The sequence below is a fragment of the Enterobacter cloacae complex sp. CDL013 genome (genome assembly GCF_049238805.1).
Lineage (GTDB): Bacteria > Pseudomonadota > Gammaproteobacteria > Enterobacterales > Enterobacteriaceae > Enterobacter > Enterobacter hormaechei_C.
In genome coordinates this window covers 401,870-420,481 of record NZ_JBMKGT010000004.1, presented here as the reverse complement: position 1 = coordinate 420,481, position 18,612 = coordinate 401,870, and the positions used below count along the sequence as shown (strand labels likewise).

Here is an 18,612-nt window from a genome sequence, read left to right as displayed (position 1 = left end):
CCGGGCAACAATCTCACTCCTCTAACGACCGTAAATGGTCATCCTTCCTCAGCGTCATCAGCGCGAAAATACTCACCACCGCCGTTGCCATCACGTAGTACGCCGGAATATCCAGATTGCCCGTCTCTTTAATCAGCCCGGTAATGATCAGCCCCGCGCAGCCCGAGAAGATCGCATTCGACAGAGAATAGGCCAGCCCCAGCCCGGTATAACGCACGCGCGTCGGGAACATCTCAGACAGCATTGCCGGCCCCGGCCCTGCCAGCATCCCAACCAGACCTCCCGCAATCAGCACCACAATCGCTTTGACCGCCAGCGTACTGGTTTCCGCCTGCAAAATTTTCAGCAGCGGCAGGGCGAGGATCAGCAGGAGCACGGTGGAGATAATCATCACCGTCCGCCGCCCGATCCTGTCGCTAAGCATGCCCGACGGAATGATCGTGAGCGCAAATCCAATGTTAGAAATCACCGCAATCAGCAGCGCCTGGTTAAAACCGGTGTGCAGCGCAGATTGCAGATAGGTCGGCATAATCACCAGATAGGTATAGCCCGCCGCAGACCAGACCATCACGCGGCCAATGCCCATCAGGATGGTTTTGAACGTGGCGGCGGTGGTGGCCTGAGTAACAACCGGTTTTTCCCGTTGCTGCACAAAGCTCGGCGTCTCTTCCATGCTCACCCGCAGCCATAGCGCGACCGCACCCATCGGCAACGCCAGGAAGAACGGAATGCGCCAGCCCCAGTCGTGCAAGGCTTCAGGGGAGAGCAGGGCAGAGAGCAACGCGACAATGCCTGCGCCCGCTAACAGCCCGAGCGCCACGGTGAAGGACTGCCATGCCCCGTAAAGACCGCGCTTGCCGCGCGGGGCGAACTCCGTCATCAATGAGACCGCACCGCCATACTCACCGCCCGCGAACAGTCCTTGCAGAATACGCAGGAGTGTAACGATCAGCGGCGCGGCAATCCCGATACTGGCGTAGACCGGCACAATACCGATGGCAGCGGTGGCAAGCGTCATCAATACCAGCACGATAATCAGCGTCGGTTTGCGGCCAATCCTGTCGCCAATGCGGCCAAAGACCACCGCACCCAGCGGACGGAAGAAGAAAGCGATGGCGAACGAGGCCCAGGTAAGGATCAGGCTGGTGAGCTCCGCTTCCCCCTCAAGCTGGAAGAAGTTTCTGGCAATCACCGTTGCCAGAAAACCGTAGACCGCAAATTCATACCACTCGATGAAATTACCGATGGAGCCTGCAATTAATGCACGCTTGTGCGCATCCTGTTGCATAACGATCCTCACAAAAACAGGGTAAGAATAAATTATTCAGCATTAGTGAAGTAATGAAATAGTTTATTCTTATGTTCTGTGAGCTATTTCACGAATGATATCAACACGATTGTCATCGTGTGACCCCCCTCCCATGCAGCGTGCATGCCCTCTGTCCATACTTACCTTTATTGCCAATGAAAGGAGGGAGACAGCATGCACTGGCAGACTCATACCGTTTTTAATCAACCTGCACCGCTATCGAACAGCAACCTTTTTCTCTCTGATTGCGCCCTGCGCGATGCGGTAGCGCGCGAAGGGGCTGAGTGGGATGTGGATCTTCTTGCCAGCATCGGACAGCAGTTGGGTACGGCGGAGTCGCTGGAGCTGGGCAGGCTGGCGAACGTTAATCCGCCGGAGCTGCTGCGTTATGACGCCACGGGAGAGCGGCTGGACGACGTCCGCTTTCATCCGGCATGGCATCTTCTGATGCAGGGGCTTTGCGCCAACCGGGTGCACAACCTGGCGTGGGAGGAGGAGGCGCGGAAAGGATCGTTCGTCGCCAGGGCCGCGCGTTTTGTGCTGCATGCTCAGGTGGAGGCGGGAACGCTATGCCCGGTGACCATGACCTTTGCGGCCACGCCGCTGTTGCTACAGTCGCTACCCAAACCGTTTCACGACTGGTTAACGCCGCTGATGAGCGATCGCTACGATCCCCATCTCGCACCGGGGGCGCAAAAGCGCGGCCTGCTGATCGGCATGGGGATGACGGAAAAGCAGGGCGGTTCGGACGTACTCAGTAATACCACCAAAGCAGAGAAATGCAGTGATGGCAGTTACCGGCTGGTGGGGCACAAATGGTTTTTCTCCGTGCCGCAGAGCGATGCGCATCTGGTGCTCGCGCAGGCGAAGGGCGGGTTGTCCTGCTTTTTTGTCCCGCGTTTCTTACCCGACGGGCAACGCAATGCCGTGCGCCTTGAGCGTCTGAAGGACAAGCTCGGTAACCGTTCAAATGCCAGCAGTGAGGCTGAGTTCCTTGATGCTTACGGCTGGCTGCTGGGCGAAGAGGGTGAAGGTGTCCGGCAAATTCTGAAGATGGGCGGGCTGACGCGCTTTGACTGTGCGCTTGGCAGCCACGGACTGATGCGCCGTGCGCTCTCAGTGGCGCTTTATCATGCCCATCAGCGGCAGACCTTCGGCAAAAATCTTATCGACCAGCCGTTAATGCGCGACGTGCTAAGCCGTATGGCGCTGGTGCTGGAGGGACACACGGCACTGCTGTTCCGACTCGCCCGGGCGTGGGATAACCGCACCGACCCGCAGGAAGCCGCATGGGCGCGGCTATTCACTCCGGCGGCAAAATACAGCGTCTGCAAAGCGGGCATACCGTTTGTGGCAGAGGCAATGGAGGTGCTGGGCGGCGCAGGCTATTGCGAAGAGAGTGAGCTTCCGCGGTTGTACCGTGAAATGCCCGTCAACAGCATCTGGGAAGGCTCTGGCAATATAATGTGCCTGGATGTACTGCGCGTACTGGCGAAGCAGTCGGGCATTGTCGACCTGCTCGCCGATGATTTCGCGCAGGTAAAAGGCCAGGACAGGCACTTCGATCGCAGCTGGCGGCAGCTACAGCAGAAGCTGCGTAAACCGCAGGAAGCGCAGGGCAGGGAGATCGCGCGGCAGCTCTTTTTACTCGGGGCCGGAAGCCAGATGCTGCGGCACGCAACGCCGCCCGTGGCGCAGGCGTGGTGCCGCATGATGCTGGATACCCGGGGCGGCACGCTGATGAGCGAACAGGTGCAAAACGACCTGCTGCTGCGCGCCACGGGCCGGGTCGGTTAAGCTTTAAGCTGGAACAGGCTCACCAGCCGGGTGAGATGTGAACCCTTCTCGCGCAGCGTCTGCGCCGTCTGCTCGCTGCGTGAGATACGATCGGCATTGATGTGCGATGCCTCACCGATGTGCGTCATCGCCAGATTCACCTGACCAATCCCCGCAGACTGCTCGCGGGAGGCGTGGTTGATCTCGGTAACAAGCTGGCTGATGTTATCGATATGAACAATGATGGCATCCATCGCCAGACGCGTCTGCTCAGAAAGCGCATGGCCTTCGCTCACCTTGTTCAGCGTGTCGCCAATCAGCTGCTCAATCTCTTTTACCGCGTTGGCGCTGCGTGCGGCCAGGGCGCGCACCTCTTGCGCCACCACTGCGAAACCTTTCCCGTGCTCGCCCGCCCGCGCCGCTTCAACCGCCGCATTGAGCGCCAGGATATTGGTCTGGAAAGCGATGGACTCAATCACGCGGGTGATGTCTTCAATGCGTTTCGATGCATCACGAATATCATCCATGGTGGAAACTGCGTGGGTCACCGTCTCTCCACCCTGATGCACCGCGCGCGAGGTTTCCCCCACCAGCTGCTGAGTTTGCTCCATGTTGGCGGCATTTTGCTGCACGGTGGCGGCTAATTGCTCCATGCTGGCGGAGGTCTCCTCAACGCTGCTGGCCTGTTTGTTGATTTGTTCAGAGATCTCGCCGGTATCTGAAGCCAGCGCGTTAGTCCCCAGATGGATTTCGCTTGCGGCCTCGCGGACCTGCAACACAATTTTTTGCAGGCCGCCCCCGATCCCGTTGATGGCATCAATCAGCTGGCCGACTTCATCCTGGCGGGTTACCGGCAGGCTGGCGCGAAGATCGCCTGCGGCATACTGCCGGGCAAGCGCGATCACTGCGCGCAGTGGGCGGGTTAGCATCCGGCGAATGAGGATAACGAACAGGCCCGCGAAGAGCGCGGATAGCACCACGCCCGCCATCAGGAAGCGATCGCGCAGCGTGGTGACGCTTGAAAGCAGTACGGCTTTATCCACTTCACCCACGATGGTCCAGTTCCAGCCCGGCAGCGGCGTGTAGGCGACTTTGAGCGTACGGCCATCCGCGCTCACGCGTTCCAGCGTGCCGGCTTTATCACTCAGAAGCTGCTGCTGTGTCGCCGTGTCCCAGTTGGGCAGTTTGCCCTCTTCGCTGGCATGGAACAGATACTGTCCGCGCGTTTTACCGCTGCTGCGATCCAGTACAAAGAAGTGACCGCTCTTGCCCAGACGACGGTTAAGGATTTTCTCGCGCATGACGTTCCAGGAATGGGTGATGTCGACGCCAACAAAGATAATCCCGATAACCTGGCCTTCCGCATTTTTAACAGGCTGGTACTGCGTGATATAGCGCTTGCCGAACAGCAGCGCGAGGCCGCGATAGACCTCCCCTTTGGTGACAGCCGCAAATGCCGGGCTGGTGGTATCAAGAACGGTTCCGATGGCGCGGTCGCCATTCTCTTTGCGCAGCGACGTGGCCACGCGGATAAAATCGTTACCGCTGCGGACAAACAGCGTCGAGATGGCCCCCGTTCGGCTCAGGAAGTCATCAGAAAGCGTATTGTTTTCATGCAACTCCGTTTCACCGCCCTTCAGCAGAGGAACGGTAAGGCCGTTAATGGTCCGGCTCTGGCTGCTGTCGCTGTTCAATGGCTGTGGCAAAAAGGTGGTGAACAGGCGGGTATAGCTCTCGACCTCTTCGCTCAGGCTGGTGTTGAACATCTCTACCATATCCACCATGCCGGTAGACTGGTTATGCAGGTCTTCAACCGCAAGATCTTCAAGCTGCTGGCTGGCGTTGTGGCTCAACAGAAAAGTGAACAGCAAAAAAAGCGTGGCGACACTGGCACCTGTTAGCAGCGATAGCTTCGTGCCCAGACCTGCCCGGCGGAAAAAGGTGATCATAAATTGCTCATTATTGAAAAGTGATGGCTGTTCAACGGCAGAGCAGAGATAACGTTTACCTTTTTAATGTAACTTAATGTTACATTTTTGTTTTCGTTAGGTTTTTGGGGAGATAAAAAATTTGCAAAAGTGAAAAGCCACTAAAATTAAGTGGCTTTTATCGCAAGGGATTAGGCATAAAGAATGGCCTGCACGCGCCAGTGATTAACATGGTGATCTTCCTGCATCTGGACGATGCGATACCAGGATGCGCCCTGTTCATCGGCCTTCAGAGCGACGACACGTTCAACGTCTTGCGGACTCCCCGTGATATTATTGACGGAGATCTGACCAATCTCGTTCAGGCCCGTGACGCAATCCGCGCTGGCAAATTCGGCCGACTGCGCCGTGGTGCTCAGCAGGCCCGCTGAAAGCAATAGCGTCGTTAAAGCAAGGGTTCGTTTCATCGTCAGCTCCTTTTCACGTGTCTCCGGTATCCGCCGGGCAATCCTTCGCGAATAAACTCATTTCCATTGTTGCTGGCATGGAGTTTATTGTGGACAGGAAAATGTCTACGGACGCAAAGCAGTGTAAAAGTCGTTCAAATGATGATGCTTACTTACGGTACAAAATGCCCTGGGCGTACCACTGTCCCGTAATAATGGTTTCATCAATCATCGTGATGACGTAATAATCTGCTTTTGCGGCAACGGCCTGCGCTTCAATTGCGTCTTCTGCATCATCCGGGGAACCACGAACCATCGCGGATACGGTACCCAGGCGTTGTAATCCTTCCGTCTGATTACGACGAATTTCCTGAGGATGATCGGTAACCGGCGGCGCCGGTTCTGGCGTACCCTGCAATACGGAACATCCGCTGAGCAGCGAGACCAGCAATAAAGCGGTAAGCCTGCGCATAAACCTGTCTCTTTTCCTGATAGCCATAGTGTAGTTGTCTGCGAATTTAGTTTTGGGGGAATGTTCCCGAAGTGTTATCTGGGACGTAGATTTCGAATGAAAATATCGTGAAACCGTAATCCAGCTCTCAACATTATGAATCATTCATCAGCACAGGATCGACAATGATTGAAATTGAAACTCGCCAGCTGAGTGAGCATGAAATCATCCATGCTTTTCCGGCTGGTAAAGGTGAACAGCCGCTGCCGACGGTAGTTTTCTATCATGGCTTTCTCTCCTCGAAGCTGGTCTACAGCTATTTTGCCGTCGCGCTGGCGCAGGCCGGTTTCCGGGTGGTCATGCCTGATGCGCCGAATCATGGGGCACGCTTTACGGGCGATGAGCAGGCGCGGCTGGGGCTGTTCTGGCAAACGCTGCACGGCAATCTGACCGAGTTCGCCGGGCTGCGTGACGCGCTCTTGCAGGCCGGGCTGGTGGAGGGGAAACGGCTGGCGGTCGCAGGCGCATCAATGGGTGGAATGACGGCGTTGGGGATCATGGCCAGGCATCCGGAGGTGACGTCCGTGGCTTGCCTGATGGGATCGGGCTACTTTACGTCGCTGGCAAAGACGCTATTCCCGCCGCAGGCCCCTCAGGAGATTGAGACCCTGTTGTCTGAATGGGACGTCAGCCATGCGCTTTCGCAGCTGGCCGATCGTCCGCTGCTGCTGTGGCATGGGGATGCCGACGACGTCGTACCGCCCGGTGAAACGTTCCGCCTGCAACAGGCGCTACAGCGCGAAGGGCTGGACAGCAATCTGACCTGCCTGTGGGGAGCGGGTGTCCGGCACCGTATTACCCCGGCCGCGCTGGAAGCAACCGTGGAATTCTTCCGCCAGCACCTTTAAACGCGCAGCACCGTGACACCCTGATCCTCCAGCTTGCTGAGGATCTCGGGGTTGGCGTTTTTGCCGGTGATCACCATGCTGATTTGCTCGGCGCGGCTGAAAAGCATGCCGGCGCGTTCACCGACCTTGCTGCTGTCGACCAGCACCACCAGCTTGCCCACCACGTTAAGCATGTTCTGCTCTGCCATTGCGGTGAGCATATCGGTTTTATACAGTCCATCCGCCGTCAGGCCTTTGCCGCTGGTAAACATCCAGTGCCCGGCGTAGAGGCTGTTTTCACTGTCCTGCGGGCTCAGGGTGATGGACTGGCTCTTGTTATACTGGCCGCCCATGATCACCACGCTTTCATGTTCCTGGTCAATGAGATAATTGGCCAGCGGCAGATAGTTGGTAATGATTTGCACCGGCTTGCCGCACATTTCACGGCCCAGCAGAAACGCCGTCGAACCGCAGTTGATCACCACGCTCTCCCCGGGATTCACCAGCTGTGACGCCGCTCTGGCAATCCGCACCTTTTCATCGTGATTCTGCGCCTGGTGGATGTTCATCGGCGTCCAGCGTGGACGCTGCTGGCTGATGGCCTCTGCGCCATTGCGGACTTTTTTCAGCTTGCCGCTCTCATCCAGCTTGTTGATATCCCGTCGCGCGGTAGCGGGGGAGATCCCTAAACGTTCGATCACTTTCTCGACGGTGATAAACCCTGTTTGCGCCAGGAGTTCCAGTAAAATTTGATGCCGTTGCGCTTCCGTCATGAGCTATTCCGATAAGAATTGATTTGAAAAGATGATATTTGAAATAGCGTGAAATTACTAAAATAAAAATGACATCGCCAGACGCAGGGTCTGGCGATTGGGCCTCGGTATCAGAGGAAGGACTTGAACGGCAGATCGGGTTCAATCGTAAAGCAATCATCGAAACCACGCGGGTAGTGATACTCAAGATTGTCTTTATCCAGCGGCCAGGTGAACTTGCCGCCAACCTGCCAGATGAACGGCTTGAAGCCATACTTGAGGCGGTCTTTTTTCATCTCCCACAGGACGCGGATCTCTTGCGGATCGGCCTGGAAGTTTGACCAGATATCATGGTGGAACGGGATCACCACTTTGGTGTTCAGCGCTTCGGCCATACGCAGCATATCCGCGCTGGTCATTTTGTCGGTGATCCCGCGCGGGTTTTCACCGTAAGAGCCAAGCGCCACGTCAATCTGGTGCTCGTTACCGTGCTTCGCGTAGTAGTTGGAGTAGTGGGAGTCACCGCTGTGATACAGGGAACCGCCAGGCGTTTTGAACAGATAGTTCACTGCGCGCTCGTCCATCCCGTCTGGCAGTACGCCTGCGGCTTTCTGATCGGCAGGCAGGGTGATCAGCGCGGTGCGGTCAAAGGCATCCAGCGCGTGAATCTCAATGTCTTTGATTTTCACCACGTCGCCCGGCTTCATCACGATGCAGCGCTCTTTTGGCACGCCCCAGCCAATCCACAAATCCACGCAGGTCTGCGGCCCGATAAACGGTACGTCGTCCGCGCAGTTTTGCATTACCGCTGCCGCCACGTTCACGTCGATATGATCGTTGTGATCGTGGGTAGAGAGAACGGCGTCGATCTGGCGAATGGCAAAAGGATCAAGCACAAAAGGCGTGGTGCGCAGGTTCGGCTGGAGCTTTTCAACGCCGGCCATACGCTGCATCTGGTGGCCTTTTTTCATCAGTGGATTGCCGTGGCTCTGTTTGCCGGTGCCGCACCAGAAATCAACACAAATGTTGGCGCCGCCTTCTGATTTCAGCCAGATCCCGGTGCAGCCCAGCCACCACATCGCAAATGTGCCAGGAGCAACCTGTTCCTGCTCGATCTCTTCGTTCAGCCAGCTACCCCACTCCGGAAAGGTACTCAGAATCCATGATTCACGGGTGATGGTTTTCACTTTACTCATCGTTTGACTCCTGGTTTTAATCAAAAGTAATCATACTGTGACTTGTTGTGATTAATGCTGGCACTGTTTAAACCGATTTGCAATGGCTTATTTACGGAAAATTCCCCTCGCCACATCACAGAAAAAACATCATGACGTTGATAAGATAACCGCTATAAATGATTAAGATACTGAAAATTAAGAATTTATTTATTGGATTGGTTTGGTAGTGAAAATCATTACTAACGCCATGGAAATAAATTGCGTGATCCGTCACAAATAATCAAATGCAATCTTGTGATGATTATTTGTGATTAATAGAGTGATGACACCAACCACACAGGGATTGCCCCTCGTGTTCTCATTTTCTGGAGAGAGTTATGGAGATCCTCTACAACGTCTTTACCGTTTTCTTTAATCAGGTAATGACCAACGCCCCGCTGTTGCTGGGTATCGTGACGTGCCTGGGGTACATCCTGCTGCGCAAAAGCGTCAGCGTGATTATCAAAGGCACCATCAAAACCATCATTGGTTTTATGCTGTTGCAGGCGGGGTCTGGCATTCTGACCAGCACGTTTAAGCCGGTTGTTGCCAAAATGTCAGAGGTGTACGGCATTAACGGCGCCATCTCTGACACTTACGCGTCCATGATGGCCACCATCGATCGCATGGGAGATGCATACAGCTGGGTTGGGTATGCGGTACTGCTCGCGCTGGCGCTGAACATCATTTACGTGCTCCTGCGCCGTATCACCGGTATTCGCACCATCATGCTCACCGGGCACATCATGTTCCAGCAGGCGGGTCTGATTGCCGTTTCTCTCTATATCTTCGGCTACCCAATGTGGACCACGGTCATCTGCACGGCAGTGCTGGTCTCACTTTACTGGGGCATCACCTCCAACATGATGTATAAGCCAACGCAGGACGTTACGGACGGCTGCGGTTTCTCCATCGGTCACCAGCAGCAGTTCGCCTCCTGGATTGCTTACAAAGTCGCGCCGTACCTGGGCAAAAAAGAGGAGAGTGTTGAAGATCTCAAATTGCCTGGCTGGCTGAATATCTTCCACGACAACATCGTCTCCACGGCAATTGTGATGACCATCTTCTTCGGCGCCATCCTGCTCTCCTTTGGCATTGACGTGGTGCAGGCGATGGCGGGTAAAACCCACTGGACGGTCTATATCCTTCAAACCGGTTTCTCCTTCGCCGTGGCCATTTTCATCATCACCCAGGGCGTGCGTATGTTCGTCGCCGAACTGTCGGAAGCGTTTAATGGCATCTCCCAGCGCCTGATCCCTGGCGCGGTGCTGGCGATTGACTGTGCGGCTATCTATAGCTTTGCGCCAAACGCCGTTGTCTGGGGCTTTATGTGGGGCACCATCGGCCAGCTGATTGCGGTCGGCATTCTGGTGGGCTGTGGCTCCTCAATCCTGATTATTCCTGGCTTTATCCCGATGTTCTTTTCCAACGCCACTATCGGCGTGTTTGCTAACCACTTCGGCGGATGGCGCGCAGCGCTCAAGATCTGCCTGGTGATGGGCATGGTTGAAATCTTCGGGTGCGTGTGGGCGGTCAAGCTCACCGGCATGAGCGCCTGGATGGGCATGGCGGACTGGTCAATTCTGGCGCCGCCGATGATGCAGGGCTTTGCGTCCGTCGGGCTGGTCTTTATGGCCGTCATCATCCTGATTGCCCTGGCTTATATGTTCTTCGCTGGCCGTTCGCTGCGGGCTGAAGAAGATGCGGAAAAACAAACAGCAGAAGTGTCTGCTCATTAAGGAGTTTCGATTATGACCGTACGTATCCTGGCTGTGTGTGGCAATGGGCAAGGTAGCTCCATGATCATGAAAATGAAAGTGGACCAGTTTTTAACCCAGTCAAACATTGACCACACGGTGAACAGCTGCGCAGTGGGTGAATACAAAAGTGAACTGAACGGCGCGGACATCATCATCGCCTCAACGCACATTGCCGGCGAGATTAGCGTGTCGGGCAACAAATACGTGGTAGGCGTACGCAACATGCTGTCGCCTGCGGATTTCGGACCAAAGCTGCTGGAAGTGATCAAAGAACACTTCCCACAAGACGTGAAGTAAGGATGCCACATGAAACTACGTGATTCGCTGGCAGAGAATAACTCCATCCTTTTACAGGCCGAAGCCAGCACCTGGCAGGAAGCGGTGAAGCTGAGCGTGGATCTGCTGGTTAAGGCTGACGTTGTCGAGCCGCGTTACTACCAGGCGATTCTGGATGGCGTGGCGCAGCATGGCCCTTACTTTGTGATTGCGCCAGGCCTGGCGATGCCGCATGGCCGCCCGGAAGAGGGCGTCAAGAAAACCGGCTTCGCGCTGGTGACGTTGAAAACGCCGCTGGTGTTTAACCACGAAGATAACGACCCGGTCGACATCCTTATCACTATGGCGGCTGTCGATGCCAATACCCACCAGGAGGTGGGCATCATGCAGATCGTCAATCTGTTTGATGATGAAGCTAATTTTGACCGTTTACGCGCCTGCCGTACCGCGCAGGACGTGCTGGATTTAATTGATAACGCCACTGCGGCGGCCGTTTAAGAGGAATTTAAAATGTCATTACCAATGTTGCAGGTCGCGCTGGATAACCAGACTCTGTCTCACGCTTACGAAACCACCCGTCTGATTGCGGAAGAAGTGGACATCATCGAAGTCGGCACCATTCTGTGCGTGGGCGAAGGCGTTCGTGCGGTTCGTGACCTGAAGGCGCTCTATCCGCATAAAATCGTGCTGGCGGATGCCAAAATCGCCGATGCGGGCAAAATTCTTTCTCGCATGTGCTTTGAAGCCAACGCCGACTGGGTCACCGTGATCTGCTGTGCGGATATCAACACTGCGAAAGGCGCGCTGGACGTGGCGAAGGAGTTCAATGGCGACGTGCAGATTGAACTGACCGGTTTCTGGACCTGGGAGCAGGCGCAGGAGTGGCGCGAAGCAGGTATCCAGCAGGTGGTTTATCACCGCAGCCGTGATGCGCAGGCCGCAGGCGTGGCGTGGGGTGAAGCCGATATCAGCGCGATCAAACGTCTGGCCGATATGGGCTTCAAAGTGACCGTAACCGGTGGCCTGGCGCTGGAAGATCTGCCGCTGTTCAAGGGGATTCCAATTCACGTCTTTATTGCCGGTCGTAGCATTCGCGATGCGGAATCTCCGGTGGAAGCTGCGCGTCAGTTTAAACGCTCAATCGCTCAGCTTTGGGGTTAAGGAGCGGGTATGTTGTCAAAACAGGTCCCGCTTGGCATCTATGAAAAGGCACTCCCTGCGGGGGAGTGCTGGCTGGAGCGGTTACAGCTGGCGAAGCAGCTGGGTTTCGATTTTGTCGAAATGTCGGTGGATGAGACGGACGAGCGTCTTGCTCGCCTGGACTGGAGCCGCGACCAGCGTCTGGCGCTGGTGAGCGCCATTGCCGAAACCGGCGTGCGCGTGCCATCCATGTGCCTGAGCGCTCATCGTCGTTTTCCGCTTGGCAGCGAAGATGATGCCGTACGCGCCGAAGGGCTGGAGATCATGCGTAAAGCTATTCGCTTCGCACAGGATGTCGGCATCCGCGTGATCCAACTGGCGGGTTATGATGTTTACTATCAGGAAGCCAATGATGAAACGCGCCGTCGTTTCCGTGACGGCCTGAAAGAGAGCGTTGAGATGGCAAGCCGTGCGCAGGTGACGCTGGCGATGGAGATCATGGATTATCCGTTGATAAACTCCATCAGCAAGGCGCTGGGCTACGCGCACTATCTGAATAACCCGTGGTTCCAGCTTTATCCGGATATCGGCAACCTGTCGGCATGGGATAACGACGTACAGATGGAGCTTCAGGCGGGCATCGGGCATATCGTGGCGGTGCACGTTAAAGATACCCGTCCCGGCGTGTTTAAAAACGTACCGTTCGGCACCGGGGTGGTGGATTTCGAACGGTGCTTCCAGACGCTCAAACAGACAGGTTATTGCGGGCCTTACCTGATTGAGATGTGGAGCGAAACCGCGGACGATCCGGCGGCAGAAGTGGCGAAAGCCCGGGACTGGGTGTGCGAGCGCATGGCGCGGGCAGGACTGATGGAGGCGGAACATGCTTAAGCTGAAACAGCAGGTCTTTGAAGCCAATATGGATCTCCCGCGCTATGGACTGGTGACGTTTACGTGGGGCAACGTAAGCGCCATCGATCGCGAGCAGGGGCTGGTGGTGATTAAGCCGAGCGGCGTGGCCTATGACGCCATGAAAGCGGACGATATGGTGGTGGTTGACCTGGAAGGACTGGTCGTTGAAGGCAAATGGCGTCCTTCTTCTGATACGGCAACCCATCTGGCGCTGTACCAGCGTTACCCGTCCTTGGGGGGGATTGTACATACCCATTCCACGCACGCCACCGCCTGGGCACAGGCCGGGCTGGCGATCCCTGCTTTGGGTACAACGCACGCGGACTACTTCTTCGGTGATATTCCCTGCACGCGGGCGTTAACGCAGACTGAGGTCGAAGGCGAGTACGAACTTAACACCGGCAGGGTCATTATCGAAACGCTGGGTGAGACGGAACCACTGCATACGCCGGGTATTGTGGTGTACCAGCATGGTCCATTCTCCTGGGGTAAAGATGCGCATGACGCCGTGCATAACGCGGTGGTGATGGAAGAGGTGGCCAGAATGGCGTGGATTGCGCGCGGCATTAACCCACAGCTTCAGGGCATTGATGATTATCTGATGAACAAGCATTTCATGCGTAAGCACGGCCCGAATGCTTATTACGGGCAGAAGTGAATAAGTGCTCTGGAATACCGAAACAGTTGTAACCGGTGGTATTCCGGAGCCATTCATAAAAAAGCCCCCGGGCAGGGGGCAAATTATATATGGCTTTGATTTTCTTTTGCTTTCCTGGTGCTAGCGATAAAGCGTTACTGGTAAATATCTGCACTGGCGTGCATATTACCGTTGCTGCCGGGCTCACGTGTCAGCATGACGTGATAGTATTTTGCGCCCTGCGCATCGGTTTCTTCATTAAGCGCCTGATCTGCTTCACTTTCAGTGGCGAAGTTATGATTGATGTAAATAACGCCTAAGCTCTGCACATCATCCATGTTTCTGGCCTGTTGGCTGTCTATTCTGATGGCTGCCATCGCGTTTGCACTGAGCAAAAGCGCAGCCAAAATGGCGATTGCGATTCTTTTCATGATATGCGCTCCACGACTGCGTGCTGTGATACGGGGGAATGCTCTCCTTCTCTGTTCAGGGTTTCTGATTAAAGTGTAATCGCTACCCGGGTTGGGATGGGTGACCATTTCTGATGATGTTGTTCAAAAAAACAGCGCTTCTGATGAGTGCGATTTTAAATCACCCACTTAGAACAGCTTTACCCTTTGTGCGAATTATTTGTGCAATCAGCTTGAGTTTCCTGGGGGGCGCAAGTATTATGACGCGTCAATTTTTCAGCCGACCTTTAACACGTTCCTTGCCTCCCCGGGCCTCGGCTGACCCAGACAGGAGGCTGAATAATCCGTAAGGAGCAATTCGATGCGTCATTACGAAATCGTTTTTATGGTCCACCCTGACCAGAGCGAACAGGTTCCGGGCATGATCGAGCGTTACTCTGCTGCCATCACTGGTGCAGAAGGCACGATCCACCGTCTGGAAGACTGGGGCCGCCGTCAGCTGGCTTACCCGATCAACAAACTGCACAAAGCACACTACGTTCTGATGAACGTTGAAGCTCCGCAGGAAGTGATCGATGAGCTGGAAACTACCTTCCGCTTCAACGATGCCGTTATCCGCAGCATGGTTATGCGTACCAAACACGCAGTGACCGAAGCATCTCCGATGGTTAAAGCGAAAGACGAGCGCCGTGAGCGTCGCGATGATTTCGCAAACGAAACCGCAGATGATTCTGATGCTGGGGATTCTGAAGAGTAATTTCTGATGACCAACCGTCTGGTGTTGTCCGGCACCGTGTGCAGGACCCCCCTTCGAAAGGTCAGCCCATCAGGAATTCCGCATTGCCAGTTCGTGCTTGAGCATCGTTCTGTGCAAGAGGAAGCCGGGTTTCACCGGCAGGCGTGGTGCCAAATGCCCGTAATTATTAGCGGACACGAAAACCAGGCCATTACTCACAGTTTAACGGTCGGTAGCGCAGTAATCGTTCAGGGGTTCATTTCTTGCCACAAGGCAAAGAACGGCCTGAGCAAAATGGTTCTGCATGCCGAGCAGATTGATTTGATAGATTCTGGAGACTAGCCATATGGCACGTTATTTCCGTCGTCGCAAGTTCTGCCGTTTCACCGCGGAAGGCGTTCAAGAGATCGACTATAAAGATATCGCAACGCTGAAAAACTACATCACCGAAAGCGGTAAGATTGTCCCAAGCCGTATCACCGGTACTCGTGCAAAATATCAGCGTCAGCTGGCTCGCGCTATCAAACGCGCTCGCTACCTGTCTCTGCTGCCGTACACTGATCGTCATCAGTAATCGGGCACGGTCCATTAATACGACTTTAAGAGGATAAGGTAATGCAAGTTATTCTGCTTGATAAAGTAGCAAACCTGGGCAGCCTGGGTGATCAGGTAAACGTTAAAGCGGGTTACGCTCGTAACTTCCTGGTTCCACAGGGTAAAGCTGTTCCAGCTACTAAGAAAAACGTAGAGTTTTTCGAAGCACGTCGTGCTGAACTGGAAGCCAAACTGGCTGACGTTCTGGCGGCTGCTAACGCTCGCGCTGAAGCAATCAACGCACTGGGCACCGTTACCATCGCGTCCAAAGCTGGCGACGAAGGTAAACTGTTCGGTTCCATCGGTACCCGCGATATCGCTGATGCAGTTACTGCGGCAGGCGTTAAAGTGGCTAAGAGCGAAGTTCGTCTGCCGAACGGCGTTCTGCGTACCACTGGTGAGCACGAAGTTGACTTCCAGGTTCACAGCGAAGTGTTCGCTAAACTGGTTGTTAACGTAGTAGCTGAGTAATTTTTTACTCTGCTCGCGTCGAAGCGCCGGCCTTGTGCCGGCGTTTTGCTTTTTAGCGTGACCCTGCGTCATCTTTTGCTCTTGTAAGGTCGCTATTCCTGACGCATTCTCTGATAATAAATTGAAACGCAATTTTATTTATGAGATTTGTCATGGATACTGCTCTGCCCACGCCCGTCTTTGCCCGTCGAAATGTGGCCTATGCCTGCGCCACGCTCTGCTGTCTGCTTTGGGGAAGCTCGTACCCGGCCATTAAAAGTGGCTACGAACTCTTTCAGATCGCGACCGATGATATCCCCTCCAAAGTCGTCTTTGCCGGATACCGTTTTCTGTTTGCCGGCGCGTTGCTGCTGCTTTTTGCCCTGGCCCAGCGAAAACCGATTGGCAGGCTCACGCCCACGCAGTTTGGCCAGCTCACGATCCTCGGACTGACCCAGACCTCCCTCCAGTACACCTTCTTTTATATCGGCCTGGCCTACACGACCGGGGTGAACGGCTCCATCATGAATGCCACCGGGACCTTCTTCAGCGTGCTGCTGGCGCACTTTATCTACCACAACGACAAACTCAGCTATAACAAAACGCTGGGGTGTGTTCTGGGCTTTGCCGGGGTGATGCTGGTGAACTTCCTCAGCGGGTTAAGTGAGTTCCAGTTTGTGTGGAAAGGTGACGGATTTGTGGTGCTGGCCGCCTTTATTCTCTCTGCGGCCACGCTTTACGGGAAACGCATTTCCCAGACCGTTGACCCGACGGTGATGACGGGATGGCAGCTGGGGATAGGCGGGGCGGCACTGGTTGCGGGAGGCTATGCCACGGGCGGGACGCTGGAGGTGCACAGCATGAAAGCCGTCGCCGTGCTGGGGTATCTGACGCTGCTCTCATCCGTGGCGTTCGCCCTGTGGAGCGCGCTGCTGAAAGTAAACCGCGTGAGTATGATTGCCCCGTTCAACTTTGTCATACCTGTAGCAGGGACGGTGCTCTCCGCCATCTTCCTCGGCGAAAACATTCTGGACATCAAATACGCGATTGCGCTGGTGCTGGTCTGCTCGGGGATCTGGTGGGTGAATAAACGGCGTGCCTGAGAACAAAAGTGCCGGGTGGCGGCATCGCCTTACCCGGCCTGGGCCATTAACGTGCTCTGATGAAACTGCCGTCCGGCTGGCGGGTAAACAGTACCTGCTGCCCGTTTCCGGTATCGATCGTTAACCCGGTCACCACGCCGCTGGCGTTCTGACGGATCTGCACCATCTGACCATTTTGCAGGTTGCTGAGCGGCTTGCCTGCCCCCTCGACTTGCGCCATGGCATACACATCCGTTGCTGGCAAATTGTGGTCGCGGAACAGCTGGGCAAGAGTTTTCCCAGGCTCTACGCGATACGAACGCCACTGCTGCTCAATGCCGGTGGGCTGTTGCGCCTGTGGCTCTGAAGGGGCGGCGGCCTGCTCCTGATCTTCCTGAACAGGTTCAGGTTCAACCGGCGCAACCTGGCCCGGATCGTTAGACGGTGTGACCAGCTGCGTCTGCATCGGCTGTGAACCAGGCTGCGGCTGGCTTTGCGACTGGATATCCAGCTCAGCATTCCGGCTGACCGGCGCGGTATCAACGTTGTCACTGCCGGAAGGAAGCAGGAAGCCGATGACGATCAGCAACGCGCCGATGATAATGCCTCTGCGATGCAAAGGCGGCAGCGGGTCCATGATGCGAAAGTTATCCGGCGCATGCCAGATTTTCGCCAGGGTAGGTTTCAGTTCAAATCGCCCGGGCATGGCTCTCCTCCTGCTCCGCGTCTTTTTATCCTGTCCTGAGAAGTGTAGTTTGCTAACTGCCTGATGGGCGTAACAAAGCCAGCTTTCGTGACATATATTAGGGAAAATCCTGACGGCTACTATTGTTTCCGTTTCGTCGCAGTTTGTCACCTTTACTTAAGACAAAGTTTTACCCATAAGGGCATGGCTGATATGCTGCCCGCTACTTTAAATGTGATGGAAGGAAAACCCATGACCACCCCGACTTTTGACACTATCGAAGCGCAGGCAAGCTACGGCATCGGCTTGCAGGTAGGACAGCAGCTGAGCGAATCCGGCCTGGAAGGTCTGTTACCGGAAGCGCTGGTGGCGGGTATCGCTGACGCGCTGGAAGGCAAGCAGCCCGCTGTGCCGGTTGACGTTGTGCACCGTGCGCTGCGTGAAATCCACGAACGTGCTGACGCCGTGCGTCGCGCGCGTTTCGAAGAGATGGCGGCAGAAGGCGTGAAATATCTGGAAGAGAACCGTGAGCGTGAAGGCGTGAACAGCACCGAGTCCGGCTTGCAGTTCCGCGTAATCAATCAGGGTGATGGCGCAATCCCGGCGCGTACCGATCACGTTCGCGTACACTACACCGGTAAGCTGATCGACGGTACCGTCTTCGACAGCTCCGTCGCGCGTGGCGAACCGGCTGAGTTCCCGGTCAACGGCGTTATCGCAGGCTGGATCGAAGCCCTGACCCTGATGCCAGTAGGTTCCAAATGGGAACTGACTATCCCGCACAACCTGGCTTACGGCGAGCGTGGCGCTGGCGCGTCCATTCCGCCATTCAGCACCCTGGTGTTTGAAGTCGAGCTGCTGGAAATCCTGTAATCGGTTTTTCTTATTTTCCTCTCTCCGATCGGGGAGAGGAAAATAGCGATAAAACCCGGAGTTACGACGGAATCAACATTTTGTATTGCAAACGAAACTGTTACGTGTATTTTTGTGAGCTGTTTCGCGCTGTATGAGTGATATGACACTCACTTTCAACATATTATTAACATAATATTCAAATCATAGTATTCATCCCGCCGATTCTTACCTACTATCGATTAGTCCTTACACAGGGGCCGTCATTTATTTGGCGTAAATAAAGGCCAGAAGAGCCTTAACAACACAGAC

Annotated in this window: 22 protein-coding genes; 14 read left to right on the top strand and 8 right to left on the bottom strand. The window is 55.2% G+C overall.

What is annotated here, in order from left to right; all coding sequences use genetic code 11:
• Positions 1–13 precede the first annotated feature (13 nt).
• Entirely contained in the window at positions 14–1,288 is a 1,275-nt protein-coding gene (locus ACOTXD_RS10340; RefSeq protein WP_023315262.1) for an MFS transporter, read from the bottom strand.
• Between the two features lie 195 nt (positions 1,289–1,483).
• Between ACOTXD_RS10340 and ACOTXD_RS10335 the strand changes: the two genes are divergently transcribed.
• The gene (locus tag ACOTXD_RS10335; RefSeq protein ID WP_061856186.1) at positions 1,484–3,106 is read left to right on the top strand and encodes an isovaleryl-CoA dehydrogenase; all 1,623 of its coding nucleotides are present in this window, start codon (positions 1,484–1,486) and stop codon (positions 3,104–3,106) included.
• Here the strand turns inward: ACOTXD_RS10335 and ACOTXD_RS10330 are convergent.
• From ACOTXD_RS10330 to bsmA, 3 genes are all read right to left on the bottom strand, one after another.
• Positions 3,103–5,034: a methyl-accepting chemotaxis protein gene (locus ACOTXD_RS10330; RefSeq protein ID WP_003856007.1), complete on the bottom strand. Its 1,932-nt coding sequence runs from the start codon at positions 5,032–5,034 to the stop codon at positions 3,103–3,105. The two genes, ACOTXD_RS10335 and ACOTXD_RS10330, sit on opposite strands and share 4 nt — an antisense overlap.
• Before the next feature lie 170 nt (positions 5,035–5,204).
• Positions 5,205–5,480 (bottom strand): DUF1471 family protease activator YjfN, encoded by a 276-nt coding sequence (gene yjfN / locus ACOTXD_RS10325; RefSeq protein WP_003856009.1) that lies wholly within the window; start codon positions 5,478–5,480, stop codon positions 5,205–5,207.
• A gap of 148 nt (positions 5,481–5,628) precedes the next feature.
• Positions 5,629–5,958, bottom strand: coding sequence for a biofilm peroxide resistance protein BsmA (gene bsmA, locus ACOTXD_RS10320; RefSeq protein ID WP_003856011.1), 330 nt, complete (start codon positions 5,956–5,958; stop codon positions 5,629–5,631).
• 137 nt (positions 5,959–6,095) lie between these two features.
• On the opposite strand from bsmA, the gene yjfP reads away from it, so the two are divergent.
• Positions 6,096–6,818 (top strand): esterase, encoded by a 723-nt coding sequence (gene yjfP, locus ACOTXD_RS10315; RefSeq protein ID WP_023315265.1) that lies wholly within the window; start codon positions 6,096–6,098, stop codon positions 6,816–6,818.
• Here yjfP and ulaR read toward each other — a convergent pair.
• Positions 6,815–7,570, bottom strand: a complete 756-nt coding sequence (gene ulaR / locus ACOTXD_RS10310; RefSeq protein ID WP_003856014.1) for an HTH-type transcriptional regulator UlaR — start codon at positions 7,568–7,570, stop codon at positions 6,815–6,817. The two genes, yjfP and ulaR, sit on opposite strands and share 4 nt — an antisense overlap.
• 110 nt (positions 7,571–7,680) lie before the next feature.
• Positions 7,681–8,745, bottom strand: coding sequence for an L-ascorbate 6-phosphate lactonase (gene ulaG, locus ACOTXD_RS10305; RefSeq protein WP_006810379.1), 1,065 nt, complete (start codon positions 8,743–8,745; stop codon positions 7,681–7,683).
• Positions 8,746–9,104: 359 nt separating this feature from the next.
• Between ulaG and ulaA the strand changes: the two genes are divergently transcribed.
• From ulaA to ACOTXD_RS10275, 6 genes are read left to right on the top strand one after another with little or no spacing between them, the layout of a single operon-like run.
• Complete coding sequence (gene ulaA, locus ACOTXD_RS10300; protein ID WP_003856019.1) at positions 9,105–10,505, top strand: PTS ascorbate transporter subunit IIC; 1,401 nt, start codon at positions 9,105–9,107, stop codon at positions 10,503–10,505.
• Positions 10,506–10,517: 12 nt separating this feature from the next.
• Complete coding sequence (gene ulaB, locus ACOTXD_RS10295; RefSeq protein ID WP_003856022.1) at positions 10,518–10,823, top strand: PTS ascorbate transporter subunit IIB; 306 nt, start codon at positions 10,518–10,520, stop codon at positions 10,821–10,823.
• 9 nt (positions 10,824–10,832) lie between these two features.
• The gene (gene ulaC / locus ACOTXD_RS10290) at positions 10,833–11,300 is read left to right on the top strand and encodes a PTS ascorbate transporter subunit IIA (protein ID WP_003856024.1); all 468 of its coding nucleotides are present in this window, start codon (positions 10,833–10,835) and stop codon (positions 11,298–11,300) included.
• A gap of 12 nt (positions 11,301–11,312) precedes the next feature.
• Positions 11,313–11,963, top strand: a complete 651-nt coding sequence (gene ulaD, locus ACOTXD_RS10285) for a 3-keto-L-gulonate-6-phosphate decarboxylase UlaD (RefSeq protein WP_003856025.1) — start codon at positions 11,313–11,315, stop codon at positions 11,961–11,963.
• A 9-nt stretch (positions 11,964–11,972) separates the two neighbouring features.
• Positions 11,973–12,833 (top strand): L-ribulose-5-phosphate 3-epimerase, encoded by an 861-nt coding sequence (locus tag ACOTXD_RS10280; RefSeq protein ID WP_061856188.1) that lies wholly within the window; start codon positions 11,973–11,975, stop codon positions 12,831–12,833.
• Positions 12,826–13,512 carry an L-ribulose-5-phosphate 4-epimerase gene (locus tag ACOTXD_RS10275; RefSeq protein WP_003856029.1) on the top strand — a complete coding sequence of 229 codons (687 nt, stop codon included), beginning with the start codon at positions 12,826–12,828 and terminating at the stop codon, positions 13,510–13,512. The genes ACOTXD_RS10280 and ACOTXD_RS10275 overlap by 8 nt, the downstream gene beginning before the upstream one ends.
• Positions 13,513–13,646: 134 nt before the next feature.
• Here the strand turns inward: ACOTXD_RS10275 and yjfY are convergent, their stop codons facing one another.
• Positions 13,647–13,922 (bottom strand): DUF1471 family protein YjfY, encoded by a 276-nt coding sequence (gene yjfY / locus ACOTXD_RS10270; RefSeq protein ID WP_017383944.1) that lies wholly within the window; start codon positions 13,920–13,922, stop codon positions 13,647–13,649.
• A 340-nt stretch (positions 13,923–14,262) separates the two neighbouring features.
• On the opposite strand from yjfY, the gene rpsF reads away from it, so the two are divergent.
• The 5 genes from rpsF to ACOTXD_RS10245 all read left to right on the top strand — a co-directional run bounded on the left by rpsF (position 14,263) and on the right by ACOTXD_RS10245 (position 16,784).
• On the top strand, positions 14,263–14,658 hold the full coding sequence (gene rpsF / locus ACOTXD_RS10265) for a 30S ribosomal protein S6 (RefSeq protein ID WP_003856034.1): 396 nt from the start codon (positions 14,263–14,265) through the stop codon (positions 14,656–14,658).
• Positions 14,659–14,664: 6 nt separating this feature from the next.
• Positions 14,665–14,979, top strand: a complete 315-nt coding sequence (priB, locus tag ACOTXD_RS10260; RefSeq protein ID WP_003856035.1) for a primosomal replication protein N — start codon at positions 14,665–14,667, stop codon at positions 14,977–14,979.
• 4 nt (positions 14,980–14,983) lie between these two features.
• Positions 14,984–15,211 (top strand): 30S ribosomal protein S18, encoded by a 228-nt coding sequence (rpsR, locus tag ACOTXD_RS10255; protein WP_000135199.1) that lies wholly within the window; start codon positions 14,984–14,986, stop codon positions 15,209–15,211.
• 41 nt (positions 15,212–15,252) lie between these two features.
• Positions 15,253–15,702, top strand: a complete 450-nt coding sequence (gene rplI, locus ACOTXD_RS10250; protein ID WP_003856039.1) for a 50S ribosomal protein L9 — start codon at positions 15,253–15,255, stop codon at positions 15,700–15,702.
• 152 nt (positions 15,703–15,854) lie between these two features.
• Positions 15,855–16,784: a DMT family transporter gene (locus ACOTXD_RS10245; protein ID WP_061856189.1), complete on the top strand. Its 930-nt coding sequence runs from the start codon at positions 15,855–15,857 to the stop codon at positions 16,782–16,784.
• A gap of 46 nt (positions 16,785–16,830) precedes the next feature.
• On the opposite strand, the gene ACOTXD_RS10240 is transcribed toward ACOTXD_RS10245, so the two are convergent.
• Positions 16,831–17,469, bottom strand: coding sequence for an OapA family protein (locus ACOTXD_RS10240; protein ID WP_045330822.1), 639 nt, complete (start codon positions 17,467–17,469; stop codon positions 16,831–16,833).
• Between the two features lie 231 nt (positions 17,470–17,700).
• On the opposite strand from ACOTXD_RS10240, the gene fklB reads away from it, so the two are divergent.
• Complete coding sequence (gene fklB, locus ACOTXD_RS10235) at positions 17,701–18,321, top strand: FKBP-type peptidyl-prolyl cis-trans isomerase (protein WP_008502892.1); 621 nt, start codon at positions 17,701–17,703, stop codon at positions 18,319–18,321.
• Positions 18,322–18,612: the final 291 nt, after the last annotated feature.